This is a genomic window from Buttiauxella gaviniae (genome assembly GCF_040786275.1).
Classification (GTDB): domain Bacteria; phylum Pseudomonadota; class Gammaproteobacteria; order Enterobacterales; family Enterobacteriaceae; genus Buttiauxella; species Buttiauxella gaviniae_A.
The window spans coordinates 3,611,047-3,634,025 of record NZ_JBFMVT010000002.1; the positions used below are offsets into that span (position 1 = coordinate 3,611,047).

A 22,979-nucleotide genomic window follows, 5' to 3' on the forward strand; every position below is an offset into this window, starting at 1 on the left:
GGAAAATCATGGAATCGTTACTTAAAAAACTCTCATTGAGCGGCCTGGGCATGGGCATGCTGCTGCTCATCGTGCCGCAGGAAGCCTTCGCCATGCATATCATGGAAGGGTTTCTGCCGCCGATGTGGGCGCTGGCGTGGTGGGTTTTGTTCTTGCCGTGCCTGTACGTTGGGCTGGTGCGTTTGCGCCAGATCGTTGCGCACGACAGCAATCAAAAAGTGCTGCTGGCGCTGTGCGGCGCGTTTATTTTTGTGCTCTCGGCGCTGAAAATTCCTTCCGTTACCGGTAGCTGTTCGCATCCAACGGGGGTAGGCCTTGCTGTCATTCTGTTTGGGCCTGGCGTGGTGGCGGTTTTAGGTGCCATCGTGCTGCTATTCCAGGCACTGTTGCTGGCGCATGGCGGCCTGACGACCCTCGGCGCAAACGGCATGTCGATGGCGGTAATTGGCCCGATTGTCGGCTATCTGGTGTGGAAACTGGCGTGTAAAGCCGGTTTTCGCCGCGATGTCGGCGTGTTCTTATGCGCGATGATTGCCGATCTGACGACCTATTTTGTGACCTCTATTCAGCTTGGCGTGGCCTTCCCCGACCCGCACTTTGGCGTCACCGGTTCTTCCATGAAATTCATGGGGATCTTCTGCCTGACGCAGATCCCGATCGCCATTGCTGAAGGCCTGCTGACGGTGATGATTTACGACCAGTTAACGAAGCGCCAGTTGCTTCCTGCCAGGAGCCAATAACATGAAAAAGACCCTGATTCTGCTCGCCCTGGTTGTGGCATTAATGATTGTGCCATTCTTTATCTCCCACGGCGGTGAATATGGCGGTTCCGACGATCAGGCCGAAGGCCAGATCCTGGTTGTCGCACCTGATTACAAACCGTGGTTTAAACCGTTGTATGAACCTGCCAGTGGCGAAATTGAAAGCCTGCTGTTTACGCTGCAAGGTTCGCTGGGTACCGCGGTGATTTTCTATATTCTGGGTTTTTACCGGGGTAGACGCGAAGACCATGCTGGGGATTGATAAACTCAGCTACCAAAGCCGTTGGTGCCGCGTTTCGCCGCTGCGCAAATTCGCGTTATATCTGGTGATGATGGCTCTGGCCTTTGCGCTTCCCCCGGTGGGGCAAGCGCTTTTGCTGCTGTGTATCGCCGCTTTCACCTGCTGGTTATTGCGCGTGGGGCCGGGGCGTTATCTGCGCTGGCTGGCGGTGCCGCTGGGCTTTTTGCTGGTCGGCGTGGTGACGATTATCTTTAGCGCCGCCCATCAGGCACAGGCGCTGTGGTGGAGCGTGCCGCTCGGCTCGTTTTATATCGGCATTGATACACAAGGGGTGGTTATCGCCAATCAGACTTTCTGGCGCAGCCTTGCGGCACTGGCGGCCACCTACTGGCTGGTACTGAATCTACCGTTTCCGCAATTGATTATCCTGCTGAAACGGCTAAGGGTGCCGCGTTTGCTCACCGAGCAAATCCTGCTCACCTGGCGTTTTATTTTTATTCTGTTGGACGAGGCGCAGGCCATTCACCGTGCTCAGTCATTGCGTTTCGGGTATCGTACTTTGCCCGGCGGTTACCGGTCGCTTGCGATGTTAGTCAGTATGCTGTTTTCCCGCGTGCTGCTGCGTTATCAACACATGGTCACGACGCTGGATGTCAAACTTTACCAGGGTGATTTCCACCTTTGAGAGCCGCACCGATGCTTGCTACCCAAAATTTATCTTTTCGCTATCAGGATGAGACCGTTCTGCATGACTTAACGTTTGATTTTGGACGTTACGCGGTGACCGGGATTGTCGGTGAAAACGGCTGCGGGAAATCCACGCTGTTTATGAATCTGAACGGTGTTTTGCGCCCCCAGCAGGGCGCTGTGTTGTGGCAAGGCAAACCGCTCAATTACAGCAAAGCCGGGCTTATCGAGCACCGCCAACGTGTCACTACCGTCTTCCAGGACCCGGAACAGCAGATTTTCTATACCGATATTGATAGCGACATCGCCTTTAGTTTGCGTAACCTGGGCGTGGATGAAGCGGAAATTAGCCGCCGCGTAGAGCACGCCATTCAGCTTGTCGACGCGCAATCTTTTCGCCATAAACCGATCCAGTATTTAAGCCACGGGCAAAAGAAACGCGTGGCGATTGCCGGGGCGCTGGTGATGGAAGCGGACTACTTGTTGCTGGACGAACCTACCGCCGGGCTTGACCCTTCTGGCCGCCAGCAGATGATTGACATCATCGCCCGCATTGCCGCCCAGGGAAAACACGTGGTGATCTCAAGCCATGACATTGATTTGATCTACGAAGTCTGCGACGGCGTGTATGTGCTGAACGGCGGGAAAATTATGGCTGAAGGTGAACCCAGCGAGGTCTTTAGCCAGGCAGACATGCTGCATGATGCAGGCCTGGTCCAGCCGTGGCTGGTCAAATTACACACCGAACTCGGCTTCCCGCTGTGCAAAACTGAAACCCAATTATTCAACGCCTTGCGCGTATTAAAGGAACCTGCATGAGCCTCGCTATCATGATTCAGGGCACCGCCTCGGATGTCGGCAAAAGTATGCTGGTGGCAGGGCTTTGCCGAATTTTTGCCCAGGATGGCCACCGCACCGCGCCGTTTAAATCGCAAAATATGGCGCTCAATTCTGGCATCACGCCGGACGGTAAAGAGATGGGCAGGGCGCAGATTTTCCAGGCCGAAGCGGCGGGCATCGCCCCCGATGTGCGCATGAATCCGGTGCTGCTAAAGCCGACCAGCGACCGCAAAGCGCAGGTGGTGTTGATGGGTAAAGTCGCCACTAATATGGATGCGGTGACTTATCACAACTACAAACCGCAGTTGAAAACGCAGATCCGCGAGGTCTACCAGAGCCTGGCGTCCGAGCATGACGTGATGGTGCTTGAGGGGGCGGGCAGCCCGGCTGAAATCAACTTGCGTGATCGCGATATCGTCAATATGGGCATGGCGGAATTGGCCGAATGCCCGGTCATTCTGGTGGCGGATATCGACCGGGGCGGCGTGTTCGCGGCGATTTACGGCACCATCGCGCTGCTGCTTGAGCATGAAAAGTGGCGCGTCAAAGGCGTCATCATTAACAAATTCCGTGGCGATGTGGCGCTGCTTTATTCCGGGATCGAACAAATCGAAGCGTTAACCGGCGTGCCGGTGTTGGGCGTAATGCCGTGGCTGGATGTCGATTTGGAAGACGAAGACAGCGTGGTGCTGGATCGCGGGAAATATGATGCCGTGACGCCAAAAGAGCTGGATGTGGCGGTGCTGCAACTGCCGTACATGTCGAATTTCACCGATTTTAACGCCCTCGCAGCGCAGCCTGACGTGCGCCTGCGTTATGTCAGCAAGCCCGAAGAGCTGAAAAACAGCGACCTGGTGATTGTGCCGGGCAGCAAAAATACCCTCGGCGATTTGCGCTGGCTACGTGAAAACGGCCTCGAGAAGGCGCTGCTGGCACACCATAGCCGAGACGGCGCGGTGCTGGGTATTTGCGGCGGCTATCAGATGCTCGGGCAGCATATTTACGACGAAGTGGAATCCGGGCTTGGTGAGATGCCGGGCATTGGCCTGCTTAATGTCGTCACCCGTTTTGCTAACGAAAAAACCACCACCCGCGTGGCAGGCAATGTTCAGACTCACCTGCTCGGAATTTTTTCGGCAAGTTCAGGCGCGCCGTTGCAGGGTTATGAAATTCATATGGGCGAAACAACACGCGGGGAAAACACCTCTGCGTTTGCCACGTTTACCCAATGTAATATGCAGCCTTATCATAATGTTGACGGCGCAATTAGCCATGACGGGCGAGTGCTGGGCACCTATCTGCATGGCCTGTTTGATAGCGGTGAATTTACCCGCAGCCTGCTCGACGGTTTACGTCAGCGCAAAGGGCTAAACGCCTGGGATGGCGAAGCGTTTGACTATCAAAAACATAAAGATCATCAGTTCTCAAAACTGGCCGATGCAATGCGTGAACACATTGATATTTCGCGTATTTACCAGATTATGCGCGAGCACCAGGAGCAAGCGGTATGAAATTAGTGACCGGTGGCGCGCGCAGCGGCAAAAGTGGTCATGCTGAACGGCTGGCAGCAGATTTTGGCCGTGTGATTTATATCGCCACCTCGAAAGTTTTCGATGCGGAAATGGAACAACGCATTCAGCATCATCGCGACAGCCGTCCCGCACACTGGCGCACCGTGGAGCAGTATCGCGAGCTCAATACGGTTATTAACGAGCACAATTCCGCCCAGGAAGCGGTGCTGCTGGAGTGCATCACTACGCTGATTACCAACGTAATGTACGACTTCGCGGGCAGCCAGCCAGAAGATGACTGGGATTTTACGGCGGTGGAGCAGGCGGTGAATCAGCAAATTGATCGTTTGCTGGACGCGTGCGCGGCAAGCCCTGCGGAAGTGATCCTCGTGACTAACGAAGTGGGGATGGGCATCGTGCCGGAAAACCGCCTGGCGCGCCATTTCCGCGATATAGCAGGGCGGGTCAATCAACGACTGGCGCAAAACGCCGACGAGGTATGGCTCGTTGTTTCAGGGATTGGAGTAAAAATTAAATGATCTTCCGTTTGTTCTTCGCCACGTTGCAGTTTATGAGCCGCATTCCCGTTCCCGTTCGCTGGGCGGATGGCATCGAAACGAACCAATATGTGCGCGGTATCGTCACTTTCCCGTTTGTCGGCCTGGTGCTGGGCGCCATCGCGGGCGGGATATTCACGCTGCTGCAACCGTGGGCGGGATTACCGCTGGCGGCGTTGGGTTATGTTCTGGCGCTGGCATTAATTACCGGCGGTTTTCACCTTGATGGCCTCGCCGATACCTGCGACGGAATTTTCTCGGCGCGAACCCGCGATCGCATGTTAGAGATTATGCGCGACAGCCGCCTTGGCACCCACGGCGGGCTGGCGCTGATCTTTGTGATTGTGATGAAGGTGCTGGTGGTGAGCGAGCTGGCTCTGCGCGGCGGCAATATGCTGGCGCTATTAGCCGCGGCCTCTGTCGCCGGGCGTTCGGCGTCTGTTTTGCTGATGTATCGCCATAATTATGCCCGCGAAAAAGGGCTGGGAAATCTGTTCATCGGTAAAGTAACCGGGACGCAAACGCTGCTGACGCTGGCGGGTGGCGCGGGGTTATGCACCGTTCTGCTGCCTGCATCGGGCCTGCTGGCATTTGGCATCACATTGATCGCTATGTGGGGTCTGGGCTGGATGCTCAAGCGCACGCTCGGCGGGCAAACCGGCGATACGCTGGGTGCTGCTATTGAATTAGGCGAAGTTGTTTTCTTGCTGGCGCTGTTGCGTTAATCGTCGGATGGCGCTGCGCTTATCCGACCTACGGTTTCAATTTCGTAGGGGGGATAAGCGTAGCGCCATCCACCGCAATAATTTTATCCCATGCTTATCTGAGAATAAAAAAATGCAAACACTGAACTCTTTATTGGCAATGATCTCCCCGCTGGATAGCGAAGCCATGGCGCGCGCGCAACAGCATATTGATGGCCTGCTAAAACCGTTTGGTAGCCTGGGGCGCCTTGAAGCGCTAGCCGTGCAACTGGCGGGGATGCCCGGGATGAAAAACGGCCTGAATACCCAACGCAAAGCAATTCTTGTGATGTGTGCCGATCACGGTGTGTATGCCGAGGGGGTGGCGATTTCCCCGCAAATCGTCACCGCGATTCAGGCGATGAATATGACGCGCCACAACACCGGCGTATGCGTGTTGGGCAAGACGGTTGGCGCGGAAATTCATGTGGTTGACGTGGGTATCGACAGCGATCCGCTGCCTGGCGTGCTGGATATGAAAGTCGCTCGCGGCAGCGGCAATATTGCGCAAGGCCCGGCGATGAGCCGCCAACAGGCTGAAGAGTTGTTGCTGGCAACCATGAAACTCACCATGGAAAAAGCGGCACAAGGCATCACGCTGTTTGGCGTGGGTGAGCTGGGCATGGCGAACACTACGCCTGCGGCTGCGATGGTCAGCGTGTTAACGGACAGCGCGCCGGATGACGTGGTGGGTATGGGGGCAAACTTCCCAAGTGACAAAATGCACCACAAAATCGCGGTGGTGCGCAACGCTATCGAAACCAATCAGCCCGATGCCGCAGACGGTATTGATGTTTTGGCGAAGGTGGGCGGTTTTGACCTGGTTGGGATGACGGGCGTGATGTTAGGTGCGGCGGCGGCGGGGCTCCCGGTGGTTCTCGACGGTTTCCTCTCCTACGCTTCGGCGCTGGCGGCCTGCCAGATTGCACCGGGCGTACGCGATTACTTAATCCCGTCGCATCTTTCTGCTGAAAAAGGGGCGGTGATTGCGATGAATAAACTTGGGCTTGAGCCGTATTTGCAGATGGGTATGCGCTTAGGTGAGGGCAGCGGCGCGGCGCTGGCGATGCATTTAGTGGATGCGGCCTGTGCGATGCACAACAATATGGGGTCGTTGGCAGACAGCAATATTGTGTTGCCATCTTAAATAGTTAAGTCATGTCGGATGGCGCGTACGCTTATCCGACCGACAAATCAATCAGTTGTAGGTCGGGTAAGCGCTAGCGCCACCCGACACTCACAGACGGTTTATTTCACCTTCACCAACGTACGTCCCTGAATCTCATTACTCATGAAACTCTCAGCAACCTGTGGCGCTTGCTCCAGGGTAATTTCCGTTGTTGCCGTTTCGTAGAAACTTTCTGGCAGCAATTCAGCCAGGCGTTTCCACGCAGCGATGCGGCGTTCTTGCGGGGCGCTTACGGAATCCACGCCTTGCAGACGCACGTTACGCAGAATGAATGGCATCACGGTGGTTGGCAGAGAGAAACCGCCCGCCAGGCCGCAGGCTGCGACACAACCGGAGTAGTTCATTTGCGCCAGCAGTTTAGCGAGCACGTTGCCGCCAACGGTATCGACCGCACCGGCCCAGACCTGTTTTTCCAGCGGGCGCGTTTCGGCAAATTCGCTGCGCGGCAGAATACGGCTGGCGCCTAACTGGCGTAAATAGTCATGGGTGGATTCGCGGCCAGAAACGGCCACAACCTGGTAGCCCAACGCATGAAGCAGAGCGATAGCGGTGCTGCCCACGCCGCCGCTGGCACCGGTCACAACCACTTCACCGCTTTCCGGTGTGATGCCCGCATCTTCGAGTGCCATCACACACAGCATCGCCGTGAAACCCGCGGTACCGACGATCATCGCTTTGCGTGCGCTCAGGCCCGCAGGCAGGGGAACCAGCCATTCAGATTTGACGCGAGCCTGTTCGGCAAGGCCGCCCCAATGATTTTCACCCACGCCCCAACCGGTCAGCACCACTTTCTGGCCCGCGCTGAAAGCGGCGTCGCTGCTGCTTGCCACGCGGCCCGCGAAATCAATCCCTGGCACCATCGGGAAGTTGCGGATGATTTTGCCTTTACCGGTGATCGCCAGGGCATCTTTATAGTTCAGGCTTGACCACTCAACGTCGACCAACACATTTCCAAGCTCTTCAGCCGGGAAGGAAATCTGTTTTACTTCGGCCTGAGTCTGGCCTTCCACTTGTTCAAGTACCACTGCTTTCATAACGAATCCTCATTCTATGCACCGAGCGTTTCGGTTGAGATGTTTCTAATGCCCAACACGGTATACCCGAAGCCGGTGAGAATAAAGAAGACCCGTGCAATTCCTTGTTAATTGCCTGCTTTTTAGCAGGCCTATAAGATTTTCCTATTTTAACTTTTAACCTTACTCCTCGTATGTTTGAAACAAATGTTTCTCGTTGTTGTGACAAATGTTTCACATATGCCCGTCGGGCGGATTCGACCACCTTTGAGGAGATAAGCATGCGTCTATTACCACTCACCACCGCAGTAGCCCTGGCCCTGGCAAGTGCGCATGCCGTGGCGGTCGATAAACTAAAGTTGCAGCTCGACTGGATGCCCAACGGCGGTGATAAAGCGTTTGTTTTTGTGGGCGTAAAAGAGGGGTTTTATGCCGAAGAGGGGCTCGATGTCACTATTTTACCGGGCCGGGGCAGCAGCGACACGCTAACTAAAATCGCCTCCGGTGCGGCAGATATTGGCACCGGTGGTATTGCCTCACTCATGATGGCGCAGGCCGAAGGCGGCATTCCGGTAAAAGCCATCATGAGCATCTACTCAAAACAGCCTGACGCGATTTACACCTGGCAGGGCAGCGGTGTGACTGACATGAAAAGCCTGAAGGGGAAAACGCTGGGCATTCCGACATTCTCGGCCTCTAACGCGATTTTGCCCATCATGCTGCAAAACAACGGCGTCGATCCCGATAGCGTAAAACAGATCAAGGCCGATCCCGGCACGCTGGTACCAATGCTGGCGCAAGGGCGCGTTGACGGCGTTGTCGTGTGGTCAACCAACCGGCCAGGAGTAGAAGCGACGCTTGCGCAGGTGGGTAAAAAACCGCTCGAACTGGCGTGGACGGATTACGGCTTAAATGGTTACGGCCTGTCCTATTTCGCCTCTGAAAAGCTTATCAACGAAAAGCCGGATGTGGTTGCGCGCTTCCTGCGTGCGGCGAAAAAGTCGATTGAATTTAGCCTTGCGCACCCAGACAAAGCGGCCGCTGACCAAAAGGCGATGGTGCCGGAAGCGGATGTCGCCATGCTGGAAGCCGAATTTAACGTCACAAAACCGCTGATTGAGAATGAAATCAGCCAGCGTGACGGCCTGGGGCAATTCGACCCGGCACTGCTCAAAGACACCTGGGAGTGGGTGGCGAAATCGATGAAATATCCCCTCGATAAAGTGAACCCGGAAACGCTGGTCGATCGCCATTACCTCGCTAAATAAGGGAATGCCATGCAGCCTGTTATAGAACTTAGCCACGTTAACCAGACGTTTATTTCGGCGGATGGTACCCAGGTCACGGCGCTGGATGAGGTGAATCTCACGCTCCGTCGCCATGAATTTGTTTCGTTTATTGGCCCGTCGGGCTGCGGGAAATCGACCATTTTGCGTTTGATCGCCGGTTTACTCAAACCGAGCAGCGGCACGATTTCGGTGTACGGAAAACCGGTGACTGAGCCGCGTGACGAAATGGGTTTTGTGTTCCAGAAGCCGACGTTGCTGCCGTGGCTTAACGTGCTGGATAACATCACGTTTCCGATGAAACACAAATATGGCCGAGTCGATGCCAAAGACATTGCCCGCGGGCGTGAACTGTTAGAGATGACGGGCCTGACGCAGTTTGCCGGTAAGCGCCCGGCGGAGCTTTCCGGCGGCATGCAACAGCGCGTGTCCATCGCCCGGTCTTTGCTGCATGACCCGGATATTCTGCTGATGGATGAACCCTTTTCCGCGCTCGATTCCCTGACGCGTGACGAAATGAGTTTTGAATTAATGCGTATCTGGAATGAACGCCCCAAAACGGTGCTGTTTGTGACGCACTCCATTCAGGAGGCGCTGTTACTTTCTGACCGTATCGTGGTTATGAGCGCAAGGCCGGGGCGGGTGAGCGAGATTATTGATGTACCGCTGGCGCGCCCGAGAGATGAAGAAACGCTTAACCATCCGCTGTTCCATGCGCTTACGGCGGAGATTCGCCATAAAGTGTTTAGCCGCCGCAAGGAGCCTGCATGAGAGCTTTTCTGGAAAAATACATTGCACTGCTGGCGCTGATTGCGGCGGTTTTGCTCTGGGAAGGGGCGTGCAGATTATTCGCGATTCCGGTGTTTATCCTGCCGTCGCCGTCCGCGATTTTTGATTCTGTCAGCTCGCTGGATGCTGGGCGTTGGCTGACCCATATTACGGCGACGTTAAGCGTGGCGTTGAGCGGGTTTCTGCTAGCGATTGTGATTGCGCTGCCGCTTGCCATCGCGATTGTCAGCTCAAAATTGCTCGCCCGCCTGGTGCTCCCCTGGCTGATTGTGATTCAGTCCACGCCGGTGGTGGCGATTGCGCCGATTATCGTGGTGACGCTCGGCTCAGGCATGCTGCCGCGCGTGGTCATCACAACACTTATCTCCTTTTTCCCGCTGGTTATCTCTACCGCAACCGGCATGAATGCCGTCCCCGCTGAATTGCTGGAACTTTCAAAAACGCTGCGTGCGCCGCGCAACCGTGAATACTGGCAAATCCGCATGCCTTATGCAGTGCCGTATATTTTCAGTGCGTTAAAAGTGGCGATTACCCTTTCGATAATTGGTGCCGTGGTGGCGGAGTTTGTTGCAGCGGATCAGGGGCTTGGCTACCTGATTTTATTCAGTACGTCGTCGTTCAAAATTCCCCTGGCTTTTGCCAGCCTGTTCCTGCTGGTGGTGTGCAGTTTGACGCTCTACGGGCTGGTGAGCTGGCTGCAAAGACGCCTGTTCCCGTGGAGCATTGACGCGAAATAGAAGAGGAGTGTGAAATGCCAGACTTAAAACGTGGGCCTGCGCCGGGCAAAGAACAGATTCTGCGCCATCTGCGCCGTTCCAATGCCGTTGCCGAGCGGGCAATTGCGCTGGGGCACCATCCTTTCGGTGCGCTGCTGGTCGCGCCGGATAACGAAACTATCCTGCTTGAGCAGTGCAATATCGACACGGTAAACCATGCGGAATCGACGCTGGCACGCATTGCTGCCAGCAATTACACGGCTGACTATTTATGGCAATGCACGTTGTACACCGCGGTAGAACCGTGCTGTATGTGCGCGGGAACCGCCTACTGGGCGAATATCGGGCGGGTGGTTTTCGGGATGTATGAAAGCCAGTTGCTGGAAGCCACAGGCAGCCATGAAGAAAACCCGACCATGAGCGTGTCGTCGAAATATGTCTTTGAACACTGCCAGAAGGCGGTGGAACTGATTGGCCCGGTGCCGGAAATTATGGAGGAGACGCGAGCCATGCAACAGGCTTTTTGGGCGGCGCGATAAATGCTTCAGCGCCGAATGACACGGCGCTGAACCTGGGAAGTTAACCTTGCAGTTGAAGCGTGGTTAAACACGTCTGGCTGCTTTGATGTGTCGCAATAGGCGCGCTGGCAATTTTGCCCTGATAACTCACCTCAAGCGTGCCTTCCATATCCCGCGGCAGCCAGATACCGACGAACCCGTTGGCGTGGCTGGTCATCTTTTTCTGCACTAAAACGTTGCCGTTTTTGTCTGTAACTTTCACATCAAACGGCGTGTTCGCAAGTTCGCCCCGGCAACCGGAAAGGCTGTGGTTAAAACAAGGGTGGGTTTGCGTCAGCCAGGGTGCGAAGGAGAGGTAAAACTTATCCCCCAGCGGATAGCTGAACTGCTGCGTGCCATCGGAAAGTTTTAACTCCGTACTGGTGATGCCCGCGTTATAAGGCAGTGGACGGGCCTGCGTTGAGCTGTCGATCGCCTCAACCATTTGCTCTGTGGTTTTACCCGCTAAACCATGCTCCGCAAGAAATGCCGCATCGGATTGGGCCGCGATTGTGGTGCCGCTGATACACAGCGCCAGCAAAGCGAAAAGCGCCTGTTTTTTCAAACCTGGTTTCATTTTTGATTCCTTTCCAAAAGAGTCAGTTGAGCCTGCTGCGACTCTAAACCTTCCCCTTGGGGGAGGGTCAAAAAGATATGCAATTCTTTACATGTTGGGTGTGTGTTTTGTTCATTTATAGTGTTTAGCCTATATAGGTTTTAACCTATAATTAATGGGCGGTTATGAGATTGTATACATCTGCAAAAAAGTTAAATAAGAAGGAATCACATCTATGAGTAGAACTCTTGACCAGATGTTGGCGACTGAAAAACCTGAGGTTGTTGCCAACGCCAGGGAAAAGGCGGCAGAGATGCTGCTTAACATTCATCTTGCTGAATTACGTGAACGCCTGAACAAGACGCAAAACGAGATGGCGCAGGTGTTGGGCATTAAACAGCCATCGGTTGCTGGCATGGAAAAACCGGGACAGGATCTGAAATTGTCGACACTAAAACGTTATGTTGAGGCAACCGGTAGCAAGCTACGCCTTGAGATTGAGCTGCCTGACGGTAGCCAATATGGTTTCACAGTGTAATCCTCCACATCCGCAAATGCCTTTGCTGTGCATGGGCGAAAGGGGGATGCAAATCAGCCAGGCAATTGGTGTGTTTGCTTATGCTTTCTGGGCGAGCCATAACTTCGATAACAAAATGCTTAAAGAATTAATAGAATGATGCGGATGCTCGTGACTGAAATATATTTATTAAGTTTTCGATTGGTCACTTGAATGAACTCTCTGCACGTCAAGTGGAAACAATCAGCATATTCAAAATCCAACACTAAAAATCCCCCAATAAGTATTCAAAACGGACTCGCATTCCGCGCTGTAATCAACTTTTCACTGATAGGGTGAACAAAATGCAGCTCGCTGGCGTGCAGCATCAGGCGAGGTGTTTGCTCGGTACCTGGCAGCAGGCGGCCGCCGTACAGATCGCAGCCCAAAATAGGGTGGCCCAACTGCTGGCAGTGAATGCGGAGTTGATGAGTGCGCCCGGTTTCCGGGGTGAGCTGCACCCGCGTTAATGGCAGTACCGTCCCGTCATCCTGTTCACGATAAAAGCGCTCCACAACCTGATAATGCGAACGTGCGGGTTTACCGGTGATGGCACAAATCGACATCAGCGGGAACAGCGCCGGGTCTTTGGCTATCGCAGCGTCGATGACCCCTTCGTCGTCGCTCAGGTGACCGCAGAGCAGGGCGCTGTACACTTTGGTGACTGTGCGCTGGCTGAACTGCTGGCAGAGTGCCGCATTGATAGCTTTATTGAGAGCAACCACCATCAGCCCGGAAGTGCCGAAATCCAGGCGGTGGACGAGGGTGCAGCCGGGGAATGTCTTAACCAACCGATGATGCACTGAATCCAGATTTTGCGGGTTTTTCCCCGAAAGACTGAGCAGCCCGGCGGGTTTGTTGATAAGCACCAGGTGATCGTCCTGATAGAGCGTCTCGATCTCGGAATGGCAAGGTGGGGCAATAAAAGTATCGATAATCGTAGACATCAGGCAACCCGGAGGAAAAGTGGGTGCGGATGATAACGAATTTTGAGGCGAGTGGCGAATCAGGCAGAGCCAGAAAGCAAAAAAGCCTGCTCAGTTTCCTGAGCAGGCTTTCGAATTTGGCTCCTCTGACTGGGATCGCCTTAGTCATTAACTGACTGATAATTAATCTAGAAGAGAAAATATTTTTGTCAAGACCACCAGAATGACCACCAGTAGGCGCAGGTTACATAAACCTAGTTTGAGCTTCCCCGCTGCATGTGGTGATCGTTACTATAGTTATATCTTCAAGGGCTGTCTGCTCTATGCCAAAGCGGATGTTGTCCATCTGCAAGTCACTTGGAAAAGAGCTCCGTCACTTCTGTAATCTATCTATATTAATGTAAAGCATCTCGATTAGTTCTTTCGCATTTTGACTGTAGTGCAAGGCCCTATGGCAATTGGGACAAAGTGCAACACAGTTGCTTGTGGTATCAGCACCGGCTGAAGAGAGAGGTATCACGTGATGTACCTCTAGGTATGGGCTGCCATCATTTAAATAAAACGGTGCCTTTTCACCACAGTTTTCACAAACGCCCTTGCTTTGCTGCAAGACCCAAGCTTTCACCGCAGGATCTCTAATATAGACCTTTTGCAGTCGCTCTACTGCGCCTGGTATTTTATATCCTGTGGGCTCGCTCAAAGGTTTTTTTATTAATCTACTAACCCTTATATTCAGAATGCTCTCATCATCTGTAGGTTGCAAGAGAACTAATGATTCTCCATGTATTATCGGTTCCCAAAATTCGCCACTATTGACTTTAGGAACATTTATCATTATTCGTTTGGTCCTGTTACCTGATGGAACTTCTTTTCTGCCTGTTCTGCTGAAATGAGCCTGATAACTGCACATTTCTTGGCGAATATCTCGAGGGCTATTACCCACTAGAGGGAAGTATTCACCAGGATGGATTTTTCTTTCAGCTATGGACGGCATATGTTTTCTGGCTGTCGATGAGGCAAGATACACAACGACATTATCTACATCGGAATTAATCAGTCGCTCAATGATACAATCGAGGGCAATATTGTAGTCTTTGTTTCTATGTGCTGGCCCCCAAGACTCAAGGATTAGGCCATAAACCCCATCTTCTTCATCTACTGAGCACTCTGCGCTCAGTTCAGTGCCATTCTTATCAAAAACATGCATTACAGTGAGCTTTTGTTAGGATTTTTTACAAAAATACTATCTATCCGTATAAATACGCAAATTTTTATTAATAATAGAGCTGACCTGCTACCCGTTGATTAGAACACGAAAATGTTAGTAATTGATATCATTTGAAAACAGCTGCGAACTTCCGCTCCTTGCTCTTAGTTGTCTTCAGATACAACCGAATGTAAAAAGCCCGCCTTAGGCAGCTGAGGCGGGCTTTTCTAGAATTTTAGTTCCTCTGACTGGGGTAGACTTCGTCATTAACTATATGATTTACAAATTAAAAAATAACGAAAACAACACCAAAAACTGATAACCATTTTAACCCATGAAACAGATTTTAAAGCAGCGTCATTCTCAATCCCTGTCCATCATTCTTTTAAAAACGTTTTCAATCTTTCCAGAAGGATATCCGTCTCTTTAAGTTCGCACTCCCACACTACCAAAGCTCGCCAGCCCATTTCGCATAGCTCTGACAAATGTAGAGAATCCCTGACTTTGTTTTTTTCCAACTTAGCAAACCAATATTCCTGATTTGACTTTGGCATACGATGTCGCCGACATCCTTCATGCCCATGCCAAAAGCAGCCATGCACGAAGATAACTTTGTGCTTTCCCCAAAAGACCAGATCGGGCTTGCCCGGCAGTCGCGGATCATATAAACGATAACGAAACCCTGCATGATAAACGAGACGTCTGATGATTCTCTCAGGACTAGTATCTTTTCCCTTAACTCGGGACATAACATAGCTTCGTTTGGCCGGAGTCAGTGTATCCATGAGAAAACCTCGCTATGTTATGCCGTAGTTTAAAGGCGCTTTTGCATTGAAAGCGCCTTCGGATAAAAAATTAACCAGTAACAATAAACGCTACTGCTATATTTTAACTCTGTTAAGGTTCGCCAACGCACGCAGCGGTCGTCTTTCCAGTTCAAACGTATCAATGAATAGTAGCGGCGACTCCCCGTCAGTCAATCCAAAAGAGTCAATCAGGGCATCACGTTCTGCATCTCTCCATTGCCATAAGGGATGCGTTACGGCCGCTCGCCAAAGCTCTTTCCCATCCTTTATTTCAATAAGGACAGGTAATGAATGTTCTTTTGACAATTTGATCGTTGCTGGTCGTAACGCCTCGACATCTTCCGCTAACTCAAACGCTCTTTCTCTCCATCCTTTCATCTCTGGCTGATTCCAGTCGGCGGCGTTCAGACCACATGCGAATTCGGGCATAACCATCGCCCGTAAGTAGGCCATACCTAACCGCCAATCCAGCAAACCGTGATACCGGCGGTTGCCGTAGCGCTGTATGCACTTGTAACATGCGGTTTTACATTGAGTCGGGTGATCCTTTTTCAGAAAATCAGCCATAGGCCAGGCGTGCTGATCTTTCAGAATTTCATGCAATAGTGTGACTATCAAAGTCGGGCCGCCAGCGACTACTGGTTCGGAAAGCCGTCTGCACAACCCTGAACCGTTGATTAACGCGTCGGCGATTTGCAATATGGGTTTACCAAGATGCAGTCGGGGTTCAAGCATTTCGAATTCATCTGGCGAAACATCCAGATAGAGTGCTGCCTTATGCGTCAATATCTGGGTCGCGCTGATAGCCGCCGCGCGCGTAGGCAAATTCATGTACTCGCCGTATCTGGCGACCATGTCCAGATTAAGGCGAGCATCGAATTTAGTTAATTCGATATGAAGCGATTCTGTCTCTTTGCTGGATACAAGCCCAAAACTTTTTTTCTTGCCGCTACACTGCCAGCGCGGGTTATTGTGAGATTCCAACCAACCTGAATCGATAGCCTGTTCACCTTTAACTGACGGGCAATAAGTAGAAAAGGGTATTGGTGCTTTTAGATCATTTGCCAGGTCAACAGTAAATCGCTCACCTTCCTTTTCTCCATTAATGGTGCCATCATTGAGGCGAAGAATGGTCACTTCGCCGCGTCGTACAGTGAAAGAATCGCATTTTGTTGGAACACCCTCATGCAAAACTGTCGCTGTGGTTTTCAACGACATACGGATAAAACTATCTATATCGTCTTTGGGTTTGAAATCCGTGCGAAAAGCTGCTGGCGTGACATAAAGCCTGAACTCCTCAGGACCGATCGGCGTTCGGCAATCCTCGCAATTAATGTCATTGTCAGGTTTATGTAGCTCCAGTTTGGCGGAACCGCATGCAGGGCAAATTGCTACATGGCTGCATGACTCCTGCCATGAGCCTACCGTCGAGAGATCCGACATTCGATTGTTCTGGAACTGTGGTTCCTGGTAATTGCCTGTGAAGCCTATTACCTCATGCTTTTTCTTATCTTTAATCAATACCGAACCTGGAGCATACTCGAAAACTGCGAGATCAAGATCGCGATCCATCGTCGACCATTCGTATTCTTCCTGAGAGTTTGGACCTTTTGTTTTACGCAATCCCAAATAAAGGTTGCGTACCCGAGTCGGCATTCCATACATCGGCAGTTTGCCGTGCTCGGCCAGGAAACGAGCTAGCCCCATATCTTCTTCAGGAGCATTAACGTTCAATTCAGCGATTTCTTCAATTATTCTTTCCGCGTTTACTGCGGAATAAAGACGTAGTCTTTGCTCTGGATCGAATGTTGCCGCTTCGATAAAGCGATCATGTATATTCTGAGTTGCTTTCAACGCTCCCAGCAATCGTTCAGCCCAATTCGTTTCATCGCTATGATAATAATCATGCGTAGCAACATATTCTCCATGAATATCAGGCGGAACAAGTTTATCGCCAGGGAAAGTTGTTCCGTTTTTATGATCCTCTTCACGTAAAAGATTAAATGCAGCTCTAAGCCATACTTTCCGCATAAGTCTCAATGGAATAGCGTCGTGATCTACCGCCAGAAAAGGAGGTGGTGGTGGATCTCCGGTGATCGCATGAGGATGAGCGAAATAGTAAGCATCATGAGTACGTCCGCGACAAAATGTGATAACGAAAGAAAACGCTTGGCCGCGTCGCCCAGCTCGACCGACGCGCTGCTGGTAGTTAAACCGCTGAGGCGGCATGTTAGCTTGATAAACCGACTGAAGTGATCCGATATCAATTCCGACTTCCATTGTCGTGGTAACGGCAAGCATGTCTATTTCCGCATCAAGCTTTTCAAGTTCACTCATCTTATCGACGAAAATCCCCTTGAACTTACGCAAACGATCGGAGAAATCATCCGTCTGTCCCGTTAATTCTTCGACGTTCAGCCGGAAACGTTTAACTCCATCTCGCTCTCCACGTACAATGCGCTTACCAAGAAAATTTTCCTCCCATAGATCTTCGACAATTCCACTGGGTTCAAGGTCGAGTGCATTCACGCAACGGGTACAATATTTAAACCCTAAATGTAAGTGAATTCGCCCACATTTTCCGCATTGCCAGTAATGATCGCCTGGTTTACTGATTTTGAGGAACAACTTACCGATATTGATTAGTCCTGCCTTATGCTCAAGCAGAGAAAGTTGATTTAAGATACGCGTTAAACCATCTTGATACCCGCTATCACCGAATAAGACTCTGGCGACGCGCTTAACTTTCTCTTTTTCAACATCTTTCCCAACATACCAGTCACGAGTACGGCTTGCATCGAAATATTTATTCTCCTTAACACGATAGGCGCCGGAAAACACCCTTAGCCAAGCATCAATTTCCGGCATGTCATCTTTATCTGAGATGCATGGGTATGCCAGCCCTGTTTCTTCTAGCGCGAAAAAAGTATTGGCGAAAATAACATCATCTATCAATTCAGATTGATCGTAAGATATTTTCGTTTTTATTTTCATTCGTTCATGAGAAGGAAGCCTTTCACTGAATCCAATAGTTCCCCCTTCTTTAATGAAATTTGTATGCCAAACAGCGCTATCATTCTCATCTGAATTAGAACGATATTTATAGGGTGATATCCCCAACCCGACGAGCTCAGATGTGATTCTTCCGATTGAGTCACCTTCAGACTCCAGTAATTTGTCGATTTTTATCCGTCGATATTTACAAAGTTCAGTAATTCCGATTTGGCTTTTTTGAAGGTCATGCAGTCTGATATACTCATCGTAATCTCCAGATTGTTTCGCTTTGGCTTTCCTGTCTTCAATATCCTCGTCTGAAATGTACCCGCTTTCAGCCTCCTTAATCATCGCTCTGGAAGCGGCGACCAATATTTCCCTGCGTAGATCTCGTAAGTGCAGCCGTTCGATTTCCAGCGCCATTGATGCCGCATCCTGTCGACTGTCTGAGAAAACAATACTCTTTGCTTCCGCGCCGATTGCATGCAGTAATTCAAATAGCTCCGTTGCTACCAGTTGGGATGATTTCGTCACACCAGTTCGAAATGCGCGAATGGGCGTTCTGGAACGATTGCTGGCAGGTCGGCTGGAATAGTCAATGCCGCAGTTAGGGCAGCAGAAAGGCTGAGCAGAAGGGTTCTTCGCCGGCTCGCCTTTTTTAGGTTTAACCGGATTCTGGAAATAGAGATACCCGCGAACCGCGTCAGTATTCGTCGTCGATGTTTCCTGCCCAATGGTCACAATGCCTGTAACAGGATTAAGCGCCGCTTTTTCCCAGACATCCCAACCTTTTTCGCAACCTACAGGAGGCCGACCGGCTATATCTACAGGCCAGAAAACCGCAAACTCCTCCAGCGTCATATCATCGTAATATTCAGCGCCGGGACGTTCGGGAAGATTTTCCAGATTGGTCGCCGAGGGTAATAATTCGATTGTTTTACCGTGATTCTGTCCCTTCTGACCGCCGAGCAGTAAATCGCCGCATGCTTCGCAGTATAGCATTTCAAATAAACGACGACCGCGCTCTCCGCCTGGGGCTGAAGGCGCGTGGGATAGGCCTCGTTCCAGACAAAAATCAGCAAATTTTGCCTTTTGTTCTCCCGGTGATACGGAGGCGAAGAAACCCTCAATATTTCTGACGAATGTATGTACGCGAAAAGCTGGTGTAACGTTGGCGGGTTTCTCGCAATCCATCCCGGATTCCGGCAGTGCGCGCACCAGCATTAACCCGCGTAATGCTAATTCCAATTCATCTTGTTTATCCGTATCTTCCTTCAGAAAAATCTTATCAATGATTAGTCCCGGCGGCATCGCTCGCGGCGACTCGCTGCCTTCTTCTATACAAGCGTTGGTAAGCAGGGCAGCTGCTTTTTCCGCTGCTTGTTTAATGCCTTGCATGCCATTTTGCGCTTTCACGCCCAAAGCCTGGAAGACATTAGACAAAGCCTTACTAAGCGCGTCCGTCATGTTCAGATTGCGAACGACATTTCCCTGCCCCTCAAGAGCAACTCGCATTAATGCGGCGAAAGGCCGCACGGTGATTTTTCCTTCTGGCTTCGACGGTATATAAGGTTTTCCTTGGATGACGCAGTTACGCCAGAAATCAGGCTTATCGCTACCGGGATCCAGAGAATCGCAGCAAGTGCCAAAGGGCGCAAAGAGATCCCGGAGGTATTTCCGTGATTGTTCTCCATCCGCGCCATCCATCGGCAGCGATGCGGAAGACGCCAGCAAACGCAGTTTGTAGCGATGTTTCGGGTCGTCAAGCCCGAGTCTGATAATCAGCGACTTAATCAACATCGCGGTTTCGGTTCCAGCGGAACCACGCATTAAATGCAGCTCGTCGAATACCAGATAGAAGTACGCGTCGTTGTTATTCATCAGCCATTCGCGCGTAGCATCAAAAATACTGTCTTCGACTTCGCGCGAAAGCATTGCCCCAAGCATTGAGGCGTTAGTGACGAGAACGTCAGGCGGGGTTGCCTGCATATCCCAGCGAGACATCATTTCCCCACCATCTGTCGAAGGAAATATATATCGGGTCTTTTCCGACGAGTTTTCTTTTTCGTCGAATGCGCGCGCAGCCTGCTGATTGCTATCAATTCGCTTCAGCGCCTTACGTAATTTTTCAAGATTACGGGCACGGCGACTTTTTTCCGATTTGACTCCGGAGAGACGAGGATGGCTAGCATAGCCAGTAATAGGTGTTGTGCTGGTATATTGCCCGAAGAATATTCGATTTCCGGAGAAGCGATTCCCCATCACCTGCCGCGCGTCATCAGAATCCAACGTTTTACGTAAACGCGCCATTTGATCTTCAACTAGAGCGTTCATTGGGTAAAGCACTAGTGCCCTGACTGCCGCCTGACGTTTTTCTCCTTCGCGACGAGGAACCCAGTTTGTTTTTTCGCCATTCCACCATCGATTTTGCAGATAACCATCGCAAGGCGCGGCCCAGCTGACAGCCTCATTCGATAATGCAGCCAGTATAGGCAACATAAAACTTTCCGTTTTTCCCGAACCTGTTCCCGATGTAACAATGCCGGGGCAGCCGGGGCGAATACCGTGCTCCAGCATTTGAATCTGGTGGCTATATGGCGCATGGACCGAACGACGTGGCCAGACTTCGTCACCAGGTTTCGAATCGAACAGACCGGATAACGCTAATTCGACGAACGCCTTCCGGCCTTTGCTAGACAAGCTATTCAGGGGGCCACCGTCCATCTCGGCCAGAGCTTCCAGCGTTTTATCCGAAGATTCATACCGTAAAACAGGTTCAATGTAGGGCTCCGCGGCAAATTCCCCGCTGCTATTCAAAAGATTGCGCCTTGAGGCCGCGACTGAAGGATCGGCAATTCGAAAGCTGGTTTCTATATATGAAATGAAGAAGTCCTGAATACGGCGAAAACCACCAATAGGATCTAACATGATTTCCTTCTCCTATAATTTATTGGGCGTATATCTCGTTATTCTGTAAATCTGCGTATAAATCGACTAACTGCTTCTGATATATCGCTTTGTTTTCATCATCAAGCGGCGTGACTTCATGCGCCGTTCTCATCGCCCGTAGGGTATTTGCCAGATCCAGACGTCCGGCTGACATTTCATCCGCGATAGCGAGTTTGTCAGGGAGAGCCCCTTGCGATGCCGGGCCGGGATCAAGCTCGCGATGATTTTCTAAAGAAAGATGTAAAGGGGACAGCGCAATCGCATTCCGGATGACGACGTTTTCCATCCGCAGCCGAAGGTGTTGTTCCTTTATTTTCTCCGCTTCTTCACAATCTTCGTTTTCAATGGTGCCGCAAATCAGAAAGCGTCGGGGCAAATCGCTGCCGTGTAATCGGTCTTTCAGCGCTGGCAACCAGAAACGTGCGGCGGAACATTCGACACGTTCAATGACGGCGAGGATAGTTCGGGGACAAGAAGCTTCGCTCAACAATAATCCCTGATAAAGGGGCGTCGCGATATTATTTCCCGCACGAACCCAAAGATCTTCGCAGGAAATCATCGTTGGATCGGCGATCTGTCGGATGGAGCGGCCCGAAGAAATCAGCGATTCGGCAACAGTAAGGAAGTCCTGCGTTTCAGGGCCAGATAACAATGGACATTCTCCTGCCAACATTAACGCCAAAAATTGCGTCATGAGTATCTTTCCGTCAGGTGTCAGCAACTTGTTCTCTCTGACGGTATGACCGAATTCTTCGCAGGATACGACTCTCGCTTGCGCTGGGAGGCGTACTTCAGGGATCGCTGAGTAAGCCATGCGGCGCGCTTTTTCAGCAATAGCTATATCCATTTTTTTGAGTTCAATTTGCGCCTGAGCGGTACGTTCTTCAGCATCCATTAAAGACGCCAAAAGTGCTTCACGCTCGCAGGTTAGGGCTGCCAATATTTGACGTTCGTTTTCGTTCTGAGCGCATAAATCAGCGTTGGCGTCTTTCAGACAGCTAATTTCGCTTTCGAGATACGCTTTTTCCTGTTTGAGTGTTTGTTCTATATCCGTTTTCTTTTCTGCAAAAACAGAATGTAATTTTTCTTCTTCGAGCTGCCGTAATTGTGCGACCTCCTCTTCGATCTCGCTTTTCCTTGTCTTCTCAAAAACGGCCATTTCCGCTTCAATAGATTCTCGACGTCGCAGGCGTTCAGCAGAAAACTCTTTATCGAGCGACTTATGCTGTTCGGCGCGCAACGCGACTCGCTCTTCTTCCGCAATGTTTTGTATTTGATGGTCGAGAAGGCGGGCGATATGCTGGTCCTTCAACATCGCTTCGGTAAACTGACGAGTCAGCGAATCTTCTTCCTCCAGTTTCTTAGCTAGCTCTCCTGCCCGGAGCGTTTGAGCGGCAGCCAGAAGAGCATCGACGCCGGAAGTTAATTTCCCGTTTTGCTCATTTATATGCACCCGAAGCCATGAAGCGATCGCGGCTGTCGAATCAGCGCAGGAAAGGAGTTGAATGACGTTTTCGATATACTGCTTATCCGGCGTCCAGTCATGTATCCGGGTCGGTGACGCATCGACATCGGGCATATAAAACGATTTTCCGCTTTCAGATATGCCGGATACGGAAATCACGCCACCCTCATGGAAATCATATTCATAAACGTTCTGGCTTTTGGATAAGATCAGAGAACCTGATTTCGACTCAGCCAAATTCGCAAGAATCAGACCATCCGGCCCAAAACGGATAGCCCATAATCCCGGTTCGCCATATGTCAATATGCCATCGAAATTTAATTGGCGACGCACTTCTAGCAGCGACTGCTCGGAAGATAAATCATAATAAGGATAAATACGGCGAACATGTTTCGCCTGCGCTCTGTTGCGTATTCCGGGCCCAACATGAAAAGCGGCCCATTCACCCTTACGAAGCGGCAAAGCATCAGCCTCGTTAAACTGAACTTCTCCCGTACGAGGGAACAATTTCTTAGGGTTCTCGATCGTACGCCAACCCTCAGACGTTTCCTGCGCGATGGCTTTAAGGAAAGACTGATAATTTCTGCGATCAAATTGACCAAGGTACCAAGGGATTTTGCTCATTTTCAT

General features: G+C 51.2%; 20 protein-coding genes. 13 read left to right on the plus strand and 7 right to left on the minus strand.

The annotated features are described in order from the left end of the window. Positions 1-8: 8 nt before the first annotated feature. The 8 genes from cbiM to cobT all read left to right on the plus strand — a co-directional run bounded on the left by cbiM (position 9) and on the right by cobT (position 6,487). Positions 9-740 (plus strand): cobalt ECF transporter S component CbiM, encoded by a 732-nt coding sequence (gene cbiM, locus AB1E22_RS17230; RefSeq protein ID WP_367596451.1) that lies wholly within the window; start codon positions 9-11, stop codon positions 738-740. Position 741: 1 nt separating this feature from the next. Then, positions 742-1,023 (plus strand): energy-coupling factor ABC transporter substrate-binding protein, encoded by a 282-nt coding sequence (locus AB1E22_RS17235; protein WP_367596452.1) that lies wholly within the window; start codon positions 742-744, stop codon positions 1,021-1,023. Continuing rightward, a complete protein-coding gene (locus tag AB1E22_RS17240; RefSeq protein WP_367596453.1) occupies positions 1,010-1,687 on the plus strand; it encodes an energy-coupling factor ABC transporter transmembrane protein in 678 nt (225 codons plus the stop codon). The genes AB1E22_RS17235 and AB1E22_RS17240 overlap by 14 nt, the downstream gene beginning before the upstream one ends. 11 nt (positions 1,688-1,698) lie before the next feature. Further along, positions 1,699-2,508, plus strand: a complete 810-nt coding sequence (locus AB1E22_RS17245) for an ATP-binding cassette domain-containing protein (protein ID WP_367596454.1) — start codon at positions 1,699-1,701, stop codon at positions 2,506-2,508. After that, positions 2,505-4,040 carry a cobyric acid synthase gene (locus AB1E22_RS17250; RefSeq protein ID WP_367596455.1) on the plus strand — a complete coding sequence of 512 codons (1,536 nt, stop codon included), beginning with the start codon at positions 2,505-2,507 and terminating at the stop codon, positions 4,038-4,040. Before AB1E22_RS17245 ends, AB1E22_RS17250 begins: the two co-directional genes overlap by 4 nt. Then, entirely contained in the window at positions 4,037-4,579 is a 543-nt protein-coding gene (gene cobU / locus AB1E22_RS17255) for a bifunctional adenosylcobinamide kinase/adenosylcobinamide-phosphate guanylyltransferase (protein ID WP_367596456.1), read from the plus strand. The genes AB1E22_RS17250 and cobU overlap by 4 nt, the downstream gene beginning before the upstream one ends. After that, positions 4,579-5,322, plus strand: coding sequence for an adenosylcobinamide-GDP ribazoletransferase (cobS, locus tag AB1E22_RS17260; RefSeq protein ID WP_367597397.1), 744 nt, complete (start codon positions 4,579-4,581; stop codon positions 5,320-5,322). The genes cobU and cobS overlap by 1 nt, the downstream gene beginning before the upstream one ends. A 112-nt stretch (positions 5,323-5,434) precedes the next feature. Beyond that, positions 5,435-6,487: a nicotinate-nucleotide--dimethylbenzimidazole phosphoribosyltransferase gene (gene cobT / locus AB1E22_RS17265; RefSeq protein WP_367596458.1), complete on the plus strand. Its 1,053-nt coding sequence runs from the start codon at positions 5,435-5,437 to the stop codon at positions 6,485-6,487. 101 nt (positions 6,488-6,588) lie between these two features. Here the strand turns inward: cobT and acuI are convergent, their stop codons facing one another. Further along, complete coding sequence (gene acuI / locus AB1E22_RS17270; RefSeq protein WP_367596459.1) at positions 6,589-7,563, minus strand: acrylyl-CoA reductase (NADPH); 975 nt, start codon at positions 7,561-7,563, stop codon at positions 6,589-6,591. Between the two features lie 260 nt (positions 7,564-7,823). Here acuI and AB1E22_RS17275 point away from each other — a divergent pair, with 260 nt between their 5' ends. Genes AB1E22_RS17275 through AB1E22_RS17290 form a run of 4 tightly spaced genes read left to right on the plus strand, consistent with a single transcriptional unit; the run spans position 7,824 to position 10,872 of the window. Continuing rightward, the gene (locus AB1E22_RS17275) at positions 7,824-8,810 is read left to right on the plus strand and encodes an ABC transporter substrate-binding protein (protein WP_367596460.1); all 987 of its coding nucleotides are present in this window, start codon (positions 7,824-7,826) and stop codon (positions 8,808-8,810) included. Positions 8,811-8,819: 9 nt separating this feature from the next. After that, entirely contained in the window at positions 8,820-9,599 is a 780-nt protein-coding gene (locus tag AB1E22_RS17280) for an ABC transporter ATP-binding protein (protein WP_367596461.1), read from the plus strand. Beyond that, positions 9,596-10,354, plus strand: a complete 759-nt coding sequence (locus AB1E22_RS17285) for an ABC transporter permease (RefSeq protein WP_367596462.1) — start codon at positions 9,596-9,598, stop codon at positions 10,352-10,354. The genes AB1E22_RS17280 and AB1E22_RS17285 overlap by 4 nt, the downstream gene beginning before the upstream one ends. Positions 10,355-10,368: 14 nt before the next feature. Continuing rightward, positions 10,369-10,872 (plus strand): nucleoside deaminase, encoded by a 504-nt coding sequence (locus AB1E22_RS17290; protein ID WP_367596463.1) that lies wholly within the window; start codon positions 10,369-10,371, stop codon positions 10,870-10,872. Positions 10,873-10,912: 40 nt separating this feature from the next. On the opposite strand, the gene cueP is transcribed toward AB1E22_RS17290, so the two are convergent. Beyond that, entirely contained in the window at positions 10,913-11,467 is a 555-nt protein-coding gene (gene cueP / locus AB1E22_RS17295; RefSeq protein WP_367596464.1) for a copper-binding periplasmic metallochaperone CueP, read from the minus strand. A gap of 214 nt (positions 11,468-11,681) precedes the next feature. Between cueP and AB1E22_RS17300 the strand changes: the two genes are divergently transcribed. Continuing rightward, positions 11,682-11,984 carry a helix-turn-helix domain-containing protein gene (locus tag AB1E22_RS17300; protein WP_367596465.1) on the plus strand — a complete coding sequence of 101 codons (303 nt, stop codon included), beginning with the start codon at positions 11,682-11,684 and terminating at the stop codon, positions 11,982-11,984. 266 nt (positions 11,985-12,250) lie between these two features. Here the strand turns inward: AB1E22_RS17300 and AB1E22_RS17305 are convergent, their stop codons facing one another. The 5 genes from AB1E22_RS17305 to AB1E22_RS17325 all read right to left on the minus strand — a co-directional run bounded on the left by AB1E22_RS17305 (position 12,251) and on the right by AB1E22_RS17325 (position 22,973). Beyond that, positions 12,251-12,949 (minus strand): RluA family pseudouridine synthase, encoded by a 699-nt coding sequence (locus AB1E22_RS17305; RefSeq protein WP_367596466.1) that lies wholly within the window; start codon positions 12,947-12,949, stop codon positions 12,251-12,253. Positions 12,950-13,301: 352 nt separating this feature from the next. Then, positions 13,302-14,135, minus strand: coding sequence for an HNH endonuclease (locus AB1E22_RS17310; RefSeq protein WP_367596467.1), 834 nt, complete (start codon positions 14,133-14,135; stop codon positions 13,302-13,304). Between the two features lie 377 nt (positions 14,136-14,512). Further along, complete coding sequence (locus AB1E22_RS17315) at positions 14,513-14,920, minus strand: very short patch repair endonuclease (protein WP_367596468.1); 408 nt, start codon at positions 14,918-14,920, stop codon at positions 14,513-14,515. A 96-nt stretch (positions 14,921-15,016) separates the two neighbouring features. Further along, positions 15,017-20,863 carry a DEAD/DEAH box helicase gene (locus AB1E22_RS17320; protein ID WP_367596469.1) on the minus strand — a complete coding sequence of 1,949 codons (5,847 nt, stop codon included), beginning with the start codon at positions 20,861-20,863 and terminating at the stop codon, positions 15,017-15,019. Between the two features lie 19 nt (positions 20,864-20,882). After that, complete coding sequence (locus AB1E22_RS17325; protein WP_367596470.1) at positions 20,883-22,973, minus strand: hypothetical protein; 2,091 nt, start codon at positions 22,971-22,973, stop codon at positions 20,883-20,885. Between the last annotated feature and the right edge of the window lie 6 nt (positions 22,974-22,979).